Source organism: Mycolicibacterium aichiense (assembly GCF_010726245.1).
GTDB lineage: Bacteria > Actinomycetota > Actinomycetes > Mycobacteriales > Mycobacteriaceae > Mycobacterium > Mycobacterium aichiense.
Map to the genome: position 1 here is coordinate 5,690,497 of NZ_AP022561.1, position 15,314 is coordinate 5,705,810.

15 protein-coding genes and 1 pseudogene are annotated in these 15,314 nt (G+C 67.8%); 11 read left to right on the top strand and 5 right to left on the bottom strand.

The genetic code is table 11. From position 1 onward, the window contains the following. Nucleotide 1: 1 nt before the first annotated feature. On the bottom strand, nt 2–1,330 hold the full coding sequence (locus G6N32_RS27235; RefSeq protein ID WP_115318077.1) for a cytochrome P450: 1,329 nt from the start codon (nt 1,328–1,330) through the stop codon (nt 2–4). Nucleotides 1,331–1,439: 109 nt separating this feature from the next. Between G6N32_RS27235 and G6N32_RS27240 the strand changes: the two genes are divergently transcribed. After that, entirely contained in the window at nt 1,440–2,066 is a 627-nt protein-coding gene (locus G6N32_RS27240) for a TetR/AcrR family transcriptional regulator (RefSeq protein ID WP_115318076.1), read from the top strand. Here G6N32_RS27240 and G6N32_RS27245 read toward each other — a convergent pair. Together G6N32_RS27245 and G6N32_RS27250 are read right to left on the bottom strand one after the other, a co-directional pair. Next, nucleotides 2,056–3,234, bottom strand: coding sequence for a zinc-dependent alcohol dehydrogenase (locus G6N32_RS27245; RefSeq protein WP_115318075.1), 1,179 nt, complete (start codon nt 3,232–3,234; stop codon nt 2,056–2,058). The genes G6N32_RS27240 and G6N32_RS27245 overlap by 11 nt on opposite strands. A 53-nt stretch (nt 3,235–3,287) precedes the next feature. Beyond that, nucleotides 3,288–3,743: a hypothetical protein gene (locus G6N32_RS27250; protein WP_232077376.1), complete on the bottom strand. Its 456-nt coding sequence runs from the start codon at nt 3,741–3,743 to the stop codon at nt 3,288–3,290. 163 nt (nt 3,744–3,906) lie between these two features. Here G6N32_RS27250 and G6N32_RS27255 point away from each other — a divergent pair. The 3 genes and pseudogenes from G6N32_RS27255 to G6N32_RS27265 form a co-directional block, all read left to right on the top strand. Continuing rightward, nucleotides 3,907–4,089 (top strand): annotated as a pseudogene (locus G6N32_RS27255) (BatC protein); the annotation flags it as partial. Nucleotides 4,090–4,101: 12 nt separating this feature from the next. Beyond that, nucleotides 4,102–5,307 (top strand): cupin domain-containing protein, encoded by a 1,206-nt coding sequence (locus G6N32_RS27260; protein ID WP_115318073.1) that lies wholly within the window; start codon nt 4,102–4,104, stop codon nt 5,305–5,307. Beyond that, nucleotides 5,304–6,227 (top strand): ferredoxin family protein, encoded by a 924-nt coding sequence (locus G6N32_RS27265; RefSeq protein WP_115318072.1) that lies wholly within the window; start codon nt 5,304–5,306, stop codon nt 6,225–6,227. The genes G6N32_RS27260 and G6N32_RS27265 overlap by 4 nt, the downstream gene beginning before the upstream one ends. Here the strand turns inward: G6N32_RS27265 and G6N32_RS27270 are convergent. After that, nucleotides 6,175–6,630: a PPOX class F420-dependent oxidoreductase gene (locus tag G6N32_RS27270; protein WP_115318971.1), complete on the bottom strand. Its 456-nt coding sequence runs from the start codon at nt 6,628–6,630 to the stop codon at nt 6,175–6,177. The two genes, G6N32_RS27265 and G6N32_RS27270, sit on opposite strands and share 53 nt — an antisense overlap. A 66-nt stretch (nt 6,631–6,696) precedes the next feature. Between G6N32_RS27270 and G6N32_RS27275 the strand changes: the two genes are divergently transcribed. The 6 genes from G6N32_RS27275 (at nt 6,697) to upp (ending at nt 12,434) form a co-directional block, all read left to right on the top strand. Continuing rightward, nucleotides 6,697–7,740, top strand: coding sequence for a zinc-binding dehydrogenase (locus G6N32_RS27275; protein ID WP_115318970.1), 1,044 nt, complete (start codon nt 6,697–6,699; stop codon nt 7,738–7,740). Beyond that, nucleotides 7,737–8,597 carry an SAM-dependent methyltransferase gene (locus G6N32_RS27280; RefSeq protein ID WP_232077378.1) on the top strand — a complete coding sequence of 287 codons (861 nt, stop codon included), beginning with the start codon at nt 7,737–7,739 and terminating at the stop codon, nt 8,595–8,597. The genes G6N32_RS27275 and G6N32_RS27280 overlap by 4 nt, the downstream gene beginning before the upstream one ends. Continuing rightward, nucleotides 8,584–9,231 (top strand): TIGR03085 family metal-binding protein, encoded by a 648-nt coding sequence (locus G6N32_RS27285; protein ID WP_115318071.1) that lies wholly within the window; start codon nt 8,584–8,586, stop codon nt 9,229–9,231. The genes G6N32_RS27280 and G6N32_RS27285 overlap by 14 nt, the downstream gene beginning before the upstream one ends. Before the next feature lie 82 nt (nt 9,232–9,313). After that, nucleotides 9,314–10,588 carry a GTP cyclohydrolase II gene (locus G6N32_RS27290; protein ID WP_115318070.1) on the top strand — a complete coding sequence of 425 codons (1,275 nt, stop codon included), beginning with the start codon at nt 9,314–9,316 and terminating at the stop codon, nt 10,586–10,588. Then, nucleotides 10,588–11,805, top strand: coding sequence for a URC4/urg3 family protein (locus tag G6N32_RS27295; protein ID WP_115318069.1), 1,218 nt, complete (start codon nt 10,588–10,590; stop codon nt 11,803–11,805). The genes G6N32_RS27290 and G6N32_RS27295 overlap by 1 nt, the downstream gene beginning before the upstream one ends. Beyond that, a complete protein-coding gene (gene upp, locus G6N32_RS27300; protein WP_115318068.1) occupies nt 11,805–12,434 on the top strand; it encodes a uracil phosphoribosyltransferase in 630 nt (209 codons plus the stop codon). The genes G6N32_RS27295 and upp overlap by 1 nt, the downstream gene beginning before the upstream one ends. Nucleotides 12,435–12,459: 25 nt before the next feature. Here the strand turns inward: upp and G6N32_RS27305 are convergent, their stop codons facing one another. Then, complete coding sequence (locus G6N32_RS27305) at nt 12,460–14,004, bottom strand: multicopper oxidase family protein (RefSeq protein WP_115318067.1); 1,545 nt, start codon at nt 14,002–14,004, stop codon at nt 12,460–12,462. A 126-nt stretch (nt 14,005–14,130) separates the two neighbouring features. Between G6N32_RS27305 and G6N32_RS27310 the strand changes: the two genes are divergently transcribed. Further along, nucleotides 14,131–15,309 (top strand): sensor histidine kinase, encoded by a 1,179-nt coding sequence (locus G6N32_RS27310; protein WP_232077380.1) that lies wholly within the window; start codon nt 14,131–14,133, stop codon nt 15,307–15,309. The last annotated feature ends 5 nt before the right edge of the window (nt 15,310–15,314 follow it).

Genomic DNA, 15,314 nt, shown 5'->3' on the forward strand with positions numbered 1-15,314 from the left:
TCTAGCCGCGGCGGTGTACCACGACGCGCCCACCCTTTTTCGGGGTGAACGCCACGCCCCGGGAGTGCCACTTCTCCCCCGGCGCGCTGGTGGTCGCGATCGTGACGTGCCGCAACACCGTACGCAGGACGACGTCCATCTCCATGTTGGCGAACGCGGCGCCGATGCAGCGCCGGGTCCCCCCGCCGAACGGGACCCACGCGAAGGTGTTGGGCTTGGTGTCGAGAAACCGCAGCGGGTCGAAGCGCTCCGGATCGGGAAACATCTCCGGATTCTCGTGCAGCTGGCACAGGCTGACCATCACTGAATAGCCTTGCGGCACAACCCATTCACCGAGTTCGTAGCTCGGCGCCTGTACGTGACGGCCAGAGAAGTCGATCACCGTCCGATTGCGCTGGACTTCCAGGATCGTGGCCTGTCGATAGGCGTTGTCGTCGGTGGCGGCTTCGGCTACCAGCCGGCTCAGCACCTCGGGGTGGCGGGAGATCCGCTCGAAGGCCCACGCGAGCGTGGACGCGGTGGTCTCATGGCCGGCGGCCAGCAGAGTCAGCAGTTCGTCGCCGATCTCGCCGCGCGTCATCGCCGAGCCGTCGTCGTAGGTGCTGCGCAGGAACAGCGACAGCACATCGGTGCGGTCCTCGAGGTTGGGGTCGCTCTGCGCCTGGCTGATCAGCGTGTCCACCAGGCGCTCGTACTCCCGGCGGTACTCGACGAGCTTTCCCCACGGCGTCCAGGGCATTTCCCGCTTCGGCGAAGGCAGCACAGCCAGCCGGGATCCCAGCGTCACCCACTTCGGGATGAGCTCGCGCAGGCGCTGCAACTCGACACCGTCGGCGCCGAAAATCGCCCGCAGAATGATGTTCAACGTAATGTGCATCATCGGCTCGAGCGTTTCGAATTCGGTTCCCTGCGGCCAGGATTCGATCTCGCGCAGAGTCTCCTCGACCACGATCTGCTCATAGGCCCGGATGCTCTTGCCGTGGAACGGCGGGGTGAGTAGCTTGCGCCGCACCCGGTGCTCGACGCCGTCGAGGGCGAAGACCGAACCCGGGCCCAGCAGCCGGCTCAGATTGGGCTGGATGTTGTAGAGGATGTCCGGGCTGGTGGTGAAGATCTGCTTGGTCAGCGCGGGGTCGGACACGACGACGGTGTTGCCGAACACCGGTATCCGCACGGTGACGCAGCGCCCGTAGCGTCGGGTCATCCACTCGGTCGTGGGCCGGCGGGCCATCATGAACGCAAAGCTGACCAGTGCATTCGGCAACCCCGGTGACGGCGGCAACTTCGTTTCGGCACGGACCGGCGCGGCGACGGTTGACGCTTGGCTCATCGGTGACGCCCTCCCACACATTGCGTGGTACCGCGTTGTACCACTGGCTTGTGGGGTACGGTACCCTTCGGTACCAGCCCTGACAAGGGTGGCGTGCGAAAGGAGGTCGGTGACCACGACAGCCGTTCCCGAGGCTCCTGCCGTCGGCCGAAACGACGGCTTCCGACGGCGGCTGCTCGACGGGCTTGCCGCGTCTATCGAAGAACGCGGCTACCGCGACACCACCGTCGCCGACATCGTCCGATACGCCCGCACCTCCAAGCGCACCTTCTACAGCGAGTTCGCCACCAAGGAAGACTGTTTCGCCGAGTTGCTCACCGCCAACAACGACGAACTCGTCGAGGCAATCAGCGCTGCCGTCGATCCGCGCGCGCCCTGGCATGAGCAGATCCGCCAAGCCGTGGTCACCTACGTCGAGCACATCGACGAGCGGCGCGCGATCACCTTGAGCTGGATCCGCGAACTGCCCGCCTTGGGCGAGTATGCCCGGCCCACCCTGCGCCGGGGGTTCGCCCGACTCGCCACCATGATCGTCGACCTGTCCAGTAACGACGGATTCCGAACCGCCGGACTGCCGCCGATCTCTCATGCTATGGCGGTCATCCTGGTCGGCGGCCTGCGCGAGCTCACCGCGCAAACTATGGAGGACGGCGATCCGGCCAGCGACATCATCGAGCCGGCGCTGGCCGTCTCGCTCGCGTTGCTGGGGCCGAGACCTCAGTTTCCTAAGGTTTGAGAACCACTTTGAACATGCTGTCGGCCTTCTTCTGGAACGTTTCGTAGGCCTTCGGGGCGTCCGACAACGGAAGCCGATGGGTGGCGAAGGTGTCCACTCCCAACGGATCGTCGTCGGTGAGCAGCGGCATGATATCGGGGATCCAGCGCTTGACGTTGGCCTGCCCCATGCGGAGCTGGATCTGCTTGTCGAACATCACCATCAGGTTGATCGGATCCGCGGCGCCGCCGTAGACACCCGACAGTGACACTGTACCGCCGCGGCGGACCACCGCGATCGCGGTGTGCAGCGCCGCCAGCCGGTCCACGCCCGCGTTACGCATGACAGCCCGACCGAGCGGAGACGGGAGGAATCCTGCTGCGGTCTGGGCGAATTCGGCGACGGGAGACCCGTGTGCCTCCATCCCGACGGCGTCGATGACGGAATCGGCGCCGCGGCCGTCGGTCAGATCAAGCACTCGCTCCAGCACGTCGCCCTCGCGAAGGTCGATGACTTCCTCGCAGTAGGGGCGGGCACGCTCCAGCCGATCGGTCACCAGATCGATGCCGATCACCCGGTGCCGGTTGCGGTGCGCGGCCATCCGGCACGCCATCGACCCGATCGGTCCGAGTCCGAGCACCACCAGGGTGCCGCCGTCCGGCACGTCCGCGTATTCCAAACCCTGCCAGGCGGTGGGCAAGACGTCGGACAGATACACGTAGCGGTCGTCGGAGCCGCCGACCGGGACTTTGATGTGGGTGTAATTGGCGTGCGGTACCCGCAGATACTCGGCCTGGCCGCCGGCCACTTCGCCGTACAGCTTGGAATAGCCGAACAATGCTGCACCGGTGCCCTGGTCGCGGTTTTGTGTTGTCTCGCATTGGCTTTGCAGCCCCTGACCGCACATGAAGCAGTGCCCACAGGAGATGTTGAACGGAATCACCACGCGGTCACCGACTTTGAGCTCAGAGACCTGGTCGCCGACTTCTTCGACCACGCCCATGGCCTCGTGTCCGAGAATGTCCCCCGGCGACATGAAGGCACCGAGCACCTCGTAGAGGTGCAGATCGGAGCCGCAGATGTTGGTGCTCGTTACGCGGATGATCGCGTCGGTCGGCTCCTTGATCTGCGGATCGGGGACGGTGTCGACCGAGACGTTACGGCGGCCGTGCCAGGTCACTGCGCGCATGGGATCCTCCTCGCACTTGGGGTCAGGAGCCCGCATGCCCGTTCGGCAGGTCCTCAAACACAGCGCGGAGTGACGAACGCGAACGGCCGCGCAAAACCGAGCCGCGCCAGCCGACTGCGACGGATGTCCTCGATGGCTATGTCGAGCAGCGCACCGGAGGACGGTTCGTAACACCGCAGCGCGGCGCCGTCGATCTCGAACAGCAGCACCCAATGACGCGGCAGCACCGCACCGATCAGCATCGCCACCGGCCAGCCCGCGGCCACCGCATCGCACACGTCGGCCAGCCCGTCGTGGCACCGGGCCGGACGCCAGCGGTAGCGCACACCGCGGGCGATGCTGTGCTCGGTCATGGCCCGCGCCACACCGGCCGGGGTGGCGCCCAGAGCGTGCGGCCACACCACGTTGATCGCCCGGTGCACCCGAGCCTGCTCAGCGTCGAACCACGGCTGCGGCCGCTCGGCGTGCAGCGGGGCGCCGTACTCAACGTCGAGGAGCGCGCCTGTCATCACGGCCACACTCGGCCCGCAGCTGACGCCGTCGCGCTGGCGGGGCCACCCGGACACATCCATCTCGCTTCCGACGGTTTCAGTCGCTGTCGGCGCGGTAACTCCGTTCGCACCTATCCCTGCACACTGTGCCGTGCTCTTGCGGTTCGCGAAAGGATCTTTCATGGCGCTCAACGACGACGACATCACGACTTCCACCCCCGGCGGCGAGGGCACCGCTGACGGCGGCTCCAATCCCGAAGGCCACGATGGCGGTGCCGACGGCACGGCCGACGGCGGCGGTGAAGGCCCCGCCGACGGTGGTTCGAACCCCGAAGGCCACGACGGCGGCGCCGACGGCACCGCCTGACCCGGTTCCATGCTGAGCCGCTGCAGTGCGGTCGACGCGCAGACGTTCGCCGACCAGTACTGGGGCCGTAAGCCGCTCCTCAGCTCAGCCGCCGACCTGCCCCGGGACTTCAGCGATCTGCTGTCTCCCGGGGCGGTCGACGAGCTGATAGCCGAGCGCGGTGTCCGGGCACCATTCATCAGGCTGGCCCGCGACGGCGAGATCCTCGCCAAAGACTGCTATCTCGGCCCGGCCGGGTTCGGCGCAGAGATCGCCGACCAGGTCGACTCGGCGAAGGTCCTCGCCGAATTGGCCACGGGCGCAACGGTTGTCCTACAGGGCCTACACCGGCTATGGCCGCCGGTGATCGACTTCGTTCGCGACGCCGTCGACGATCTCGGCCATCCCGTGCAGGCCAATGCCTACATCACACCCCCGGGCAACCGCGGCTTCGACCCGCACTACGACGTCCACGACGTCTTCGTACTACAGGTATCCGGACAGAAGCGCTGGGTGGTGCACGAACCGGTCCACCACCATCCCCTACCCGACCAGCCGTGGACCCAGCATCGGGCGGCGATCGACCAACGAGTGCGCGGCGAGCCGGTGATCGACGCCGTGCTGAACGCCGGCGACGCGCTGTACCTGCCCCGAGGCTGGCTCCATGCGGCTCAGGCGCTCGACACCACGTCGATTCACCTCACCATCGGTGTCTCGTCCACCACCGGGCTCGATGTGGCGCGCGCCGTGCTCGACGAGCTGTCCCGTGTCGAGGCCTTCCGCCGATCCCTGCCCATGGGTATCGCAGCCGATCAGGACGAGACGGCCGCCACGGTGACCAAGGTGATGGCCGAGATGGTGGCGGCGTTGCGGGACAACGCGGCAACCGTGAGCACTGGCGCCGCCGCGCGGCTGACCGACCGGTACGCCGGGCTGACCCGACCCGTCGCGGTCCGTCCGTTGGCCACCCTGAGCGCAGCCGCCGACGCCGACGCCGAGGTGCGGTGGCGCCGTGGCCTGGTGGCCGGCCTGGACAGTTCGGACGGCCGGGTTGTTCTTCGGCTTCCCGACCGGACCATCACGTTCCCCGCGTCCTGCGCCGGGGCGCTGCGCGCGCTGCACCGCGGCGAGGTGGTGCGGTCCGCCGCGCTGCCGGGGCTCGACCCCGCTGACGGTGCGGTTCTGATCCGGCGCCTGCTCAAGGAAGCAGTCGTCGTCCCCGCCCCTGCGCCATGAGTAGAGCCGGGCAGGGCTGCAGCGACCAGTCGCTGGCCCGCAACGACCCGATGTACGGGACGGCATCGGCCGGTACGTCGTGGCTGCTGCTCGAATTGGGAGGCGGCTGGGGACATTCGGCGTTCCTGGGCTCACCGTCGTGTATCGACCCGAAGCTGGGGCTGGCCGTCGTCCGGCGCGCCGAATCAGCCGGCATGCGGATCGCGGCGATCCGCAAGCACGGCCGCCGGGAGACCGCGCCACGATGGCGCTGGTTCGTCGCGCAGTGCACCGTCGGCAGCGAAGCGTTGTACGGCGGCGAGGTAACCGACCCGCGTGACTACCTCGACGTTGCGTTGGACGGCTCTGACGGCACTGTCTCGACCGACCCGCTCGTCGCGGTCTGCGCCCATGGCCGCCACGACATGTGCTGCGCCGTGCGCGGCCGGTCGGCTGCCGCGGCGATCGCCGCCGTTTATCCCGAATTCGCCTGGGAATGCTCACATCTGGGCGGTGATCGGTTCGCGGCGACCATGCTCGTGCTGCCCGCGGGACTGTGTTACGGGCGAGTGGACCAGGCTGACGCGGCCGAACTGGTGAGCCGCTACCTGCACGGCCGGCTGGACGACCGGTTCCTGCGCGGACGCACGTCACTTCCCCACGCTGTGCAGGCCGCACAGCATTTCGCCCGAGAGGCGTTCGGCGACGATCGCATAGCCGCCTTCCCCCCGTTGGAGGTCGAGCCGGGTGACGGCACCATCCGGGTGGTGCTCGGCGCCGATCCCGACCCGGTCGAGGTGGTGCTCAACGAGGAGCTCTCGGAGCCTCTGCTGTCGCAATGCAACGCCACCGTGCCGGGGCGGGTGCGGATCTACACGCTCGCCTCGCTTACGACGGTGGGAAGCCGCCCGTCGCCACCGGACCCCAACGCTGCGGGGTGACCCGGATCAGGCACTTGCCCTGTTTGACCATCGCCTCCCGGTACTCGTCCCAATCCGAGTGCTCGCCCGCGACCGCGCGGAAATAGTCGACCAGCGGTTCCACGGCGTCGGGCAACTCGATCACCTCGGCGGGCCCGTCGATCTGCACGTAAGCGTCGTTGAACTCGTCGGAGAGCACCACCACGCTCGCTCGCCCGGTGCGGCGGATGTTCGCCGACTTGGCACGCTGCGGATAGCTGGAGATCACCAGGCGGCCCTGCTCGTCGACGCCGCCGGTCACCGGCGAGCTCTGCAGCGAGCCGTCGGCGCGGAAGGTGGTCAGCACCATGCGATGGCGGGGTCGGACGAACTCCAGCAGCTGATCGAGGTCCACGGAGTCGGCGGTGGCGATCTTGGGCGACATATTCCCCACTCTAGGCCTGATCCGGGCGGCACCGGGCGTACGTTTGTCTTTCGACCTCAGGAGGACATCATGGGCACCATGCGGGCGGAACGCTTCTACGCCGACACCAAAACTGTTGCGCTGGAAGATGTCCCGATCCCCGAGCCGGGCGAGGGTGAGGTGCTGGTCAAGGTGGCGTTCTGCGGCATCTGCCACTCCGACCTCAGCCTGATCAACGGCACGTTCCCCGCCCAGCGTCCGGTGGTGACCCAGGGCCACGAGGCGTCCGGAACCATCGCGAAACTCGGTCCCGGTGTGACCGGCTGGTCCGAGGGTGACCGGGTGGTCGTCGCCGCGGGCCGGCCCTGCGGGCAGTGCGTCAACTGCCGGCGCGGAGACATGGCCACCTGCCTGCGGTTGCAGCTGATGGCGTTCGCCTATGACGGCGCCTGGGCGGAATACACCGTCGCGCAGGCCGCCGGACTGACCCGCGTACCGGACAACGTGCCACTGGAGCAGGCCGCGATCCTCGCCGACGCGGTATCCACCCCGTTCGGAGCGGTGGTCAACACCGGCAAGGTGGTCATCGGGGAATCGGTCGGCGTGTGGGGCGTCGGCGGTGTCGGCACGCACATCGTCCAGCTGGCGCGGCTGGTCGGAGCGGTTCCGATTGTCGCGGTCGACCTCAACCCTGCGGTCCGCGACCGCGCGCTGGAACTCGGCGCCGATTACGCATTCGACTCGCGCGACCCGGATCTCGCCGACAAGCTCGCCGAGGCCACCGGCGGGCGCGGACTCGATGTCGCGTTCGACGCCGTCGGATTGAAGGTCACTTTCGAGCAGGCGCTGAACTCGCTGACCGGCGGCGGCCGGCTGGTGGGGGTCGGTATGAGCGCCGAATCCCCCACCGTGGGGCCGACGTCGATGTTCGGCCTGACCCGACGCCAGGTGCTCGGGCATCTCGGCTACCACAACAAGGACATCGAGACGCTGGCGCAGCTGGTGTCCCGTGGCCGATTGGATCTGTCCCGCTCGATCAGCCAGATCATCCCGCTCGAAGACATCGCCGACGGCATCCGCATTCTCGAAACTGCCGAAGGCAATCCGATCAGGGTGCTCGTCCAACCGTGAGCGCCGCCGCTGGGACCGCTCTCGGCCCGATGGTGATCGTGGCGGCCGACCAGCACGAGCCGACCCCACTGGTGCGCGATCCGTGGGCCGCAGGTCTGCTTCCCGCTCCGACCCGCTTCATCGCAGCAGCCACTCGCTGGTCGCCGGTGCGCCGGGTGTTGCGGGCGGCGACCGCCCGACAGATCGCCGACGGCTGGGCCGGCTTCCTGTGCCGCAAACGCTACATCGACGATCAGCTCGACGCGGCGGTCGCCAAGGGTGTTGATGCTGTGGTAATTCTCGGCGCCGGTTATGACACCCGGGCCTATCGGATGCCGGCGCTTGCCGGAGTTCCGGTGTGCGAGGTCGACCTGCCGGCCAATACCGCGCGCAAGGCCGCCGCGGTGCGTCGTACATTCGGCCGCGTCCCGGACAACGTGACCCTGCTACCGGTGGACTTTGAGACCGATGATCTCGCAGACGTCCTGCAGCGCAACGGGTTCAGCGCCCAGCAGCGGACGTTCTACGTATGGGAGGCGGTCACCCAATACCTGACCGAACCGGCAGTGCGTAGGACGTTGGACTACCTCTCGCACGCAGGGTCCGGCAGCGGACTGACGTTCACGTTCATCCGTGCGGATTTTCTGACCGGGCAGCAGTTGTACGGCGCGCAGCGGGCCCGAAAGCAGTTCGTGGTCGACAAACCCCTGTGGCGGTTCGGGCTGAACCCCGCCGATGTCTCGCCCCTACTGGCCGAATACGGCTGGCGTGAGATCGATCAGGTCGGTCCGGCCGAGTACACGGCCCGCTACCTGCGGCCGGCCGGACGCACCGACGTGGTGTCCGAGATCGAACGAGCCGTGTATGCCGAGCACTGATCCGCCGTTCGACACCCGGGAGCGGGTGGCGCTGTGCGATCTCTTCGAACGTCTCGGCCCGGACGCGCCCACCCTGCTCGACGGGTTCACCACCAAGCACCTCGCCGCCCACCTGCTGCTGCGCGAGCGCGACCCGATTGCCGCGCCCTGTCTGGTTCTCCCCGGACCGCCCGCGCGGTTCGCCGAGCGGCGCACCGCGGCACTGGTCCAACACCGGGACTTCTCCTGGCTCGTGGACCGGCTGCGGTCCGGTCCACCCTTCGGCTTCTTCCGGCTGAGCTGGGTGCGCGACTTCCCCAGTCTCAACGAGTTCTTCGTCCACCACGAGGACGTCCGGCGAGCCAATGGTGAGGGCCCGCGGACGGACCTGACCGCCGACCTGCAGGCCGCGCTGTGGCGAAATGTCGAGCGCGGCAGCCGCTTCCTGGCCCGCCGGGTGCGCACTATCGGCGTGGACCTGATCTGGGATACACACCGCTGTCGCGCCCGCCCTGGCGACCCGGTCGTCGAGCTCAGCGGCGCGCCCGGTGAGCTCCTGCTGTACCTGTTCGGCCGTCAGGATGCGGCACGCGTTGACGTCCTCGGGCCGCCGGATGCCGTCGCAGCGGTGCGGCGCGCACGGTTCGGGATGTGAGGGCGCCGTCCTCTGGGCGCACGCGACGTTCGGCAGAAAGTGTGGATGGTGACTAGGCTGGCGTCTTGCGGAAGGAGCGCACATGTCCGCCGAAGCGCCGTCACCGGCCGCGCCGAAGGGCCAGCCCGGGCATATCCGGCTGACATCGCATCACGGCGCCGACGACGCCCTGCCGATCAGCTGGGGCGCGGCCACCCCCGCCGAGCGCGGTCCGCTGATCGGCACCACCAGTACCCGCAGTCACCGCAACGTCGTTGGTACCCATAGCGGTTCATACAGCGTGTATCGCGCGCTGGCAGTGGCCGCCGGAGCGCTGTCACGCGAGCATCGGGCCGACCTGACCAACACCGCGCCCACCGACAGCATCGGCCCCTACCCGCAATGGAGTCGTCCCGAGGCAATCGTCAGCCTCGACCCGTGGGGGGCGATGGTGGCCGACGCGTTCGCCGCCGAACTGGCCGCCGGACACGACATCCGGCCGACCATCGCGGTGACCAAAGCTCACGTGATACTTCCGGAGATCGCCGACGCCATCGACAAGGGGCGGCTGGTCCCGGACGGCCGGTTCTTGTTGCCCGGCGGCGCGGCGCTGGTGACCAAGGCCGCGATCGAGCCGGTCTGGTATCTGCCTGGTGTCGCCGAGCGTTTCGGGTGCAGCGAGGCGCATCTCCGCCGGGTCCTGTTCGAAGAGACCGGGGGCATGTACCCCGAGCTGGTCACGCGAAGCGATCTCGAGGTCTTCCTTCCCCCCATCGGGGGGCAGACCCTCTACATCTTCGGCAACGCCCACGATCTCGCCGACCCCTCAGTGGAACTGACGGCTCGGGTTCACGACGAATGCAACGGCTCAGATGTGTTCGGCTCCGACATCTGTACCTGCCGGCCGTATCTGACGCACGCGATCGAGGAATGCATCCTCGGTGCCCAGCGCGGCGGCGTCGGGCTGGTCGCCTACTCCCGCAAGGAAGGTCGTGCGCTCGGCGAGGTGACCAAGTTCCTGGTCTACAACGCCCGCAAGCGTCAGCAGGGCGGCGACACCGCCGAGGCATACTTCGCCCGCACCGAATGCGTTGCGGGAGTGCAGGACATGCGATTCCAGGAGTTGATGCCCGACGTACTGCACTGGCTGGGCATCCAGAAGATCCACCGCCTGGTGTCGATGAGCAACATGAAGTACGACGCGATCGTCGGCTCCGGGATCGAGGTCGGCGAGCGGGTCAACATCCCCGACGAGTTGATCCCGGCCGACGCTCGGGTGGAGATCGACGCCAAAATGGCTGCAGGCTACTTCACGCCCGGTCCGGTTCCGGATGCCGCCGAATTGAAGAAGGCCAAGGGCCGCGGGCTGGAGCATTGATGGGCGCCGCGATCGAGGTCGACGTGGACAGCCCGGCGGGGGCGGCCGCTGCGCTGCGCAGTACTCGCGCCGTCCGTGAGCGGGCGGGATTGTTGACCGAACGCGCCCGCGCAGGCGATTCGCGGTGGTTCACGGTGCACGACGATGCACTGGACGCGGCCGCCGAATCGGTCGCCGAGGTCACCCGTCGACACTATCCGGATCTGCAGGTCCCGTTCCACAGCCGCTGGCGCCATTTCGAGGCCGGCGGTGTCGATCGCAGGGCTGAGCTACTCAGCCGCGCCGAGGCCACGGCGCTGGTCGACCTCACCGTGGTCAGCGTGCTGCTCGACGCCGGCGCCGGCCCGTCCTGGTCCTATGTCGAACCGGGGACGGGGCTACAGCTGAGCCGTTCAGAAGGCTTGGGGGTGGCGAGCTTTCACGCCTTTGCCTCGGGACTGTTCTCCTCCCACCCGGACGATCCGCTGCGGGTCGACACCGCCGGGCTGGCAGGGCTCACCGAACAGCGGCTTGCCGACGCGTTCCAGGTCGACGGCACGAATCCGCTCGTCGGCCTCGACGGCCGGGTGGCGATCCTGCACCGGCTGGGTGCGGTCACCGCCGCCCAACCGGAGGTATTCGGCGCCGATGGCCGCCCGGGCGGATTGGTCCACGCCGTGGGGGGCAGCTCAGCCCGCGCATCCGAGCTGTTGTCGATGGTGCTGGACTCGCTGGCGCCAATTTGGCCGGGCGGCAGCATGATCGGTGACGAACCCCTCGGCGACTGCTGGCGGCACTCCGCGCTGGACGGTCCCGGCCTGACCGCGGGATGGATGCCGTTTCACAAACTCTCGCAGTGGCTCACGTACTCGCTGCTGGAGCCGTTCAGCTGGGCCGGGATCACCGTGACCGATCTCGACGAGCTGACCGGGCTGCCCGAGTACCGCAACGGTGGACTGCTGCTGGACAGCGGTGTTCTCCGGTTGCGCAACAGCGCGGATGCCACTCGAAGTGTCAGCGTCGCAGACGAATTGGTGGTCGAGTGGCGCGCGCTGACCGTCACACTGCTCGACGAGCTCGCTCCCCTGGTCCGTCGGCGGCTCGGCGTCGACGCCGACCAGATGCCACTGGCGCGGGTCTTGGAGGGCGGCACCTGGGCGGCAGGCAGGACACTCGCTCAGCAGCTGCGCGGCGGCCTCCCGCCGCTGTCCATCGCCAGCGATGGCACAGTGTTCTGATGCGCGACGTCCACGTCATCGGCCATCCACTGGTGCAGCACAAGCTGACCCTGATGCGGCGCAAGGTCACGTCCACCAACACGTTCCGCAGGCTGGCCAACGAGATGGCCACGCTGCTGGCCTACGAGGTGCTACGTGACACCCCGACCCACGACATCGTGGTGGAAACCCCGCTGGAGACCACCACCGGCACCGTCATCGATGGTAAGAAGCTGGTCTTTGTCGCCATCCTGCGAGCCGGCACCGGCATCCTCGATGGGATGCTGACCGTCGTGCCCGGAGCCCGGATCGGACACATCGGGCTGTACCGGGATCCGAAAACCCGTGTTGCCGTGGAGTATTACTTCAAGATGCCCAGCGACCTACACGAGCGCGAGGTGGTCGTGGTCGACCCGATGCTGGCCACCGGCAACTCGGCGGTGGCGGCCGTGGATCGCCTCAAGGAATTTCGGCCCCGGTCCATCAAGTTCGTCTGCCTACTCACCTGCCCGGAAGGGATCGCCGTCATGCACGATGCCCATCCGGAGGTACCGATCTACACCGCGGCGGTGGACCGCGGACTCGACGAGCATGGCTACATCGTGCCGGGTCTCGGCGACGCCGGGGATCGGCTGTTCGGCACGAAATAGGCTCCGCGCCAGCAATCCTGGCCCGCTAGCCGGTGTAGTTCATGGTGGTCATCATTCCGGCCTCCATGTGATATGCGTTGTGACAGTGCAGCATCCATTCTCCGGGGTTGTCCGCGATCATCCGCACCGCCACCGTCTGCATCGGTTTGACGATCACGGTGTCCTTCCGCGGCCCCGTGCTGCCATCGGGTTTGAGCACCTGGAAGGTGTGGCCGTGCAGGTGCATCGGATGCCACATCATGGAGTCGTTGACAAAGGTCAGCGTGATGTTCTGGCCCCGGTGGACCTGCAACGGAACCGTCTGGTCATAGGGCCTGCCGTTGATCATCCAGTCGTAGCGCATCATCATGCCCGACAGCCGAACCTGCAACGCATGATCGCTGGTGGCCGGTAGCTGGACTTCCGTTGCGGCAGTGAAGGTGTCGACCGTTCCGACCCGTCCGGTGAGTTGCGTGGGCCGGAACGCGGCGTCTGGGGCGCTCCCGCCGCCGGTCGACAACAGCGCACGTGCGACAGCGTTCTTACCCTCGGCGGCGGCAACGAGAGGAAACACCCCGTCGCCCGCGGTCACGATGACGTCGTAGCGCTCGCCCATACCGACCAGGAGAGCATCGACATCATCGGGCCGGACGGGAAACCCGTCGGTATGAGTGACGGTCATGCGATGCCCGGCCAGGGCGACCCGGAACGCGGTATCGGCGGCGGCATTGATGATCCGGATGCGAATGCGGTTCCCGGGTTTCGCGGCGAACGTCGTGGCAGCTGACGGGATGCGGCCGTTGACGACGTAGTACGGGTAGCTGACGTCACCGGCGTCGCCGCCGAGCAGGTCACTGCTTCCCACACCGCCGACGCCGGGAACGCCGGGCATCGATCCCATACCGCCCATGCCCGGCATGTGTCCCATACCGCCCATCCCCGGCATCTGCATCTGCCCCATGCCGCCCATCGACTGCAGCCCTCGGAAGATCTGCTCAGGGCTGGTTCCGACGCCGGATGTCCAGTCGTCGAGCATCACAATCCACTCGGCGTCGTAGCGTCCCGGCTCAGCCGGATCGTCCACGATGACCGGTACGTACAGGCCGAAATCGGTGTCCAGGCCGGTATGCGGGTGCGCCCAGTACGTTCCGGGATGAGGGGAGCTGAACCGATAGATGAAGCCGGTCGCGGGTGCGATGTTCGGACTGGCCGGGCTGGCACCGTCCATGTCGTTGCGCAACGCGATCCCGTGCCAGTGCACCGAGGTCGGGTGATCGAGTCCGTTGTCAACGGTGACTGCGATGTCGTCACCGACGTTGGCCCTGATCAGCGGACCCGGGACCTGCCCGTTGTAGGCGAATGTGCGTGCCCTGGCCCCGCCGAGGTCGATGTCGGCGGGGCCGGGGGTCAGGTGGGCGGTGACCGTTCTGCCGGTGTGCGGCCTGGCCGCCTCCGCGGCGTCGATCGCACCCGGCGTCGGGGCGCCTCCGGTGGGCCCGGAGTTGGCTGACCGACCACAGGCCACCAACGCCGCGCCTCCGAGGACTCCCGCGGCTAGGAAGCCGCGCCGGGTGAGCGCCTGTCGACTCATCACCAATCCTGTCTTCTCGAGGGTTCGTCTTCTAGATTGCGGCGGACCCACAGCGGGTTTGGTGTTGGTTCTGTGAAGATTCGCTCAAGACCCGATCCCGCGGCGCCGGCGCGGCACGATGAAGACATGAATCTCTCCTCGCAGGCATTGCCGCGCGTGCCGGGAGCCCTGCTCAGCGGATTCGGCATGCGCCGGCGACTGCTGCTGGCACAGACTCTGGTCCTCCTCGCCGGCGGGGTGACCACCTGGGTCGTCGCATCAGTGGTGGGGCCACCGTTGTTCCGTGAGCACCTGCACATGGCCGGCGTCGCCCACGATTCCAACGAGCAGTACCACGCAGAGCAGGCCTACCAGCACGCCACTGCGCTCTCCATCGGGGTGGCGATCACGGTGGCCGCACTCACCGCGCTGATCGCGACGGCCTACCTGAGCCGGCGGCTGCAAAAGTCCGTCGCCGAGGTCTCGGCGGCCGCGTCGGCGGTGGCCGAGGGTCGCTACGACATCCGTGTCGCACCACCTCGACTCGGCCGGGAATTCGACGAGATGGCAACAGCATTCAACAAGATGGCGGACCGGCTGCAAGCCGTCGAATCGAGCCGGCGGCAGCTGTTCGGCGATCTCGCTCACGAGATCCGGACACCGGTGGCCGTGCTGGAGGCCTACCTGGAAGCCGTTGAGGACGGCGTGAAAGTCCTTGACCAGCCGACCATTGCGATGTTGCGGGAGCAGACCGGCCGTCTGGTGCGGTTCTCGGCCGACGCCGCCGCCCTGGCGCAGGCCGAAGAAGCTCATGCCACGATCACCCCGGCATGGATCGAGGCCGACGAGGTCGCCCGCTCCGTCGGTGCCGCCCTTGCCGACCGCTACGCCGCGAAGAACGTCGCGCTGAACATTCAGGTGGGTGAAGGCATCCGGCTCTGGGCCGACCGCCAACGCCTGGCACAGGTGTTGAACAACCTGCTGGACAATGCATTACGTCACACCCCGCCGGGCGGTCGTGTTCGGCTCACTGTGGGCTCCACGGGCGACGACGTCGACTTCACAGTGAGCGACGACGGCGAGGGTATTGCGGCCGAACACCTTCCGCACGTTTTCGAGCGCTTCTACCGCGCTGACTCGGCGCGCAATCGCAACCGGGGCGGCTCCGGCATCGGGCTCGCCATCGCCAAGGCATTGACAGAGGCGCACGGCGGCACGATCACCGCGACCAGCCCCGGCCCCGGGGCAGGCACCACCTTCACGGTGACGGTCCCCAGCCTGCCGGTAGCCGGGGCTCGCCGCGGCAATCAACGCGAATACGCGTGAGCTTC

Excerpts from the sequence above, each read along its gene's own strand:
- G6N32_RS27235 (WP_115318077.1), bottom strand. The coding sequence starts at position 1,330 with ATGAGCCAAGCGTCAACCGTCGCCGCGCCGGTCCGTGCCGAAACGAAG.
- G6N32_RS27245 (WP_115318075.1), bottom strand. The coding sequence starts at position 3,234 with ATGCGCGCAGTGACCTGGCACGGCCGCCGTAACGTCTCGGTCGACACC.
- G6N32_RS27250 (WP_232077376.1), bottom strand. The coding sequence starts at position 3,743 with ATGACAGGCGCGCTCCTCGACGTTGAGTACGGCGCCCCGCTGCACGCC.
- G6N32_RS27260 (WP_115318073.1), top strand. The coding sequence starts at position 4,102 with ATGCTGAGCCGCTGCAGTGCGGTCGACGCGCAGACGTTCGCCGACCAG.
- G6N32_RS27265 (WP_115318072.1), top strand. The coding sequence starts at position 5,304 with ATGAGTAGAGCCGGGCAGGGCTGCAGCGACCAGTCGCTGGCCCGCAAC.
- G6N32_RS27270 (WP_115318971.1), bottom strand. The coding sequence starts at position 6,630 with ATGTCGCCCAAGATCGCCACCGCCGACTCCGTGGACCTCGATCAGCTG.
- G6N32_RS27285 (WP_115318071.1), top strand. The coding sequence starts at position 8,584 with ATGCCGAGCACTGATCCGCCGTTCGACACCCGGGAGCGGGTGGCGCTG.
- G6N32_RS27290 (WP_115318070.1), top strand. The coding sequence starts at position 9,314 with ATGTCCGCCGAAGCGCCGTCACCGGCCGCGCCGAAGGGCCAGCCCGGG.
- G6N32_RS27295 (WP_115318069.1), top strand. The coding sequence starts at position 10,588 with ATGGGCGCCGCGATCGAGGTCGACGTGGACAGCCCGGCGGGGGCGGCC.
- upp (WP_115318068.1), top strand. The coding sequence starts at position 11,805 with ATGCGCGACGTCCACGTCATCGGCCATCCACTGGTGCAGCACAAGCTG.
- G6N32_RS27305 (WP_115318067.1), bottom strand. The coding sequence starts at position 14,004 with ATGAGTCGACAGGCGCTCACCCGGCGCGGCTTCCTAGCCGCGGGAGTC.
- G6N32_RS27310 (WP_232077380.1), top strand. The coding sequence starts at position 14,131 with ATGAATCTCTCCTCGCAGGCATTGCCGCGCGTGCCGGGAGCCCTGCTC.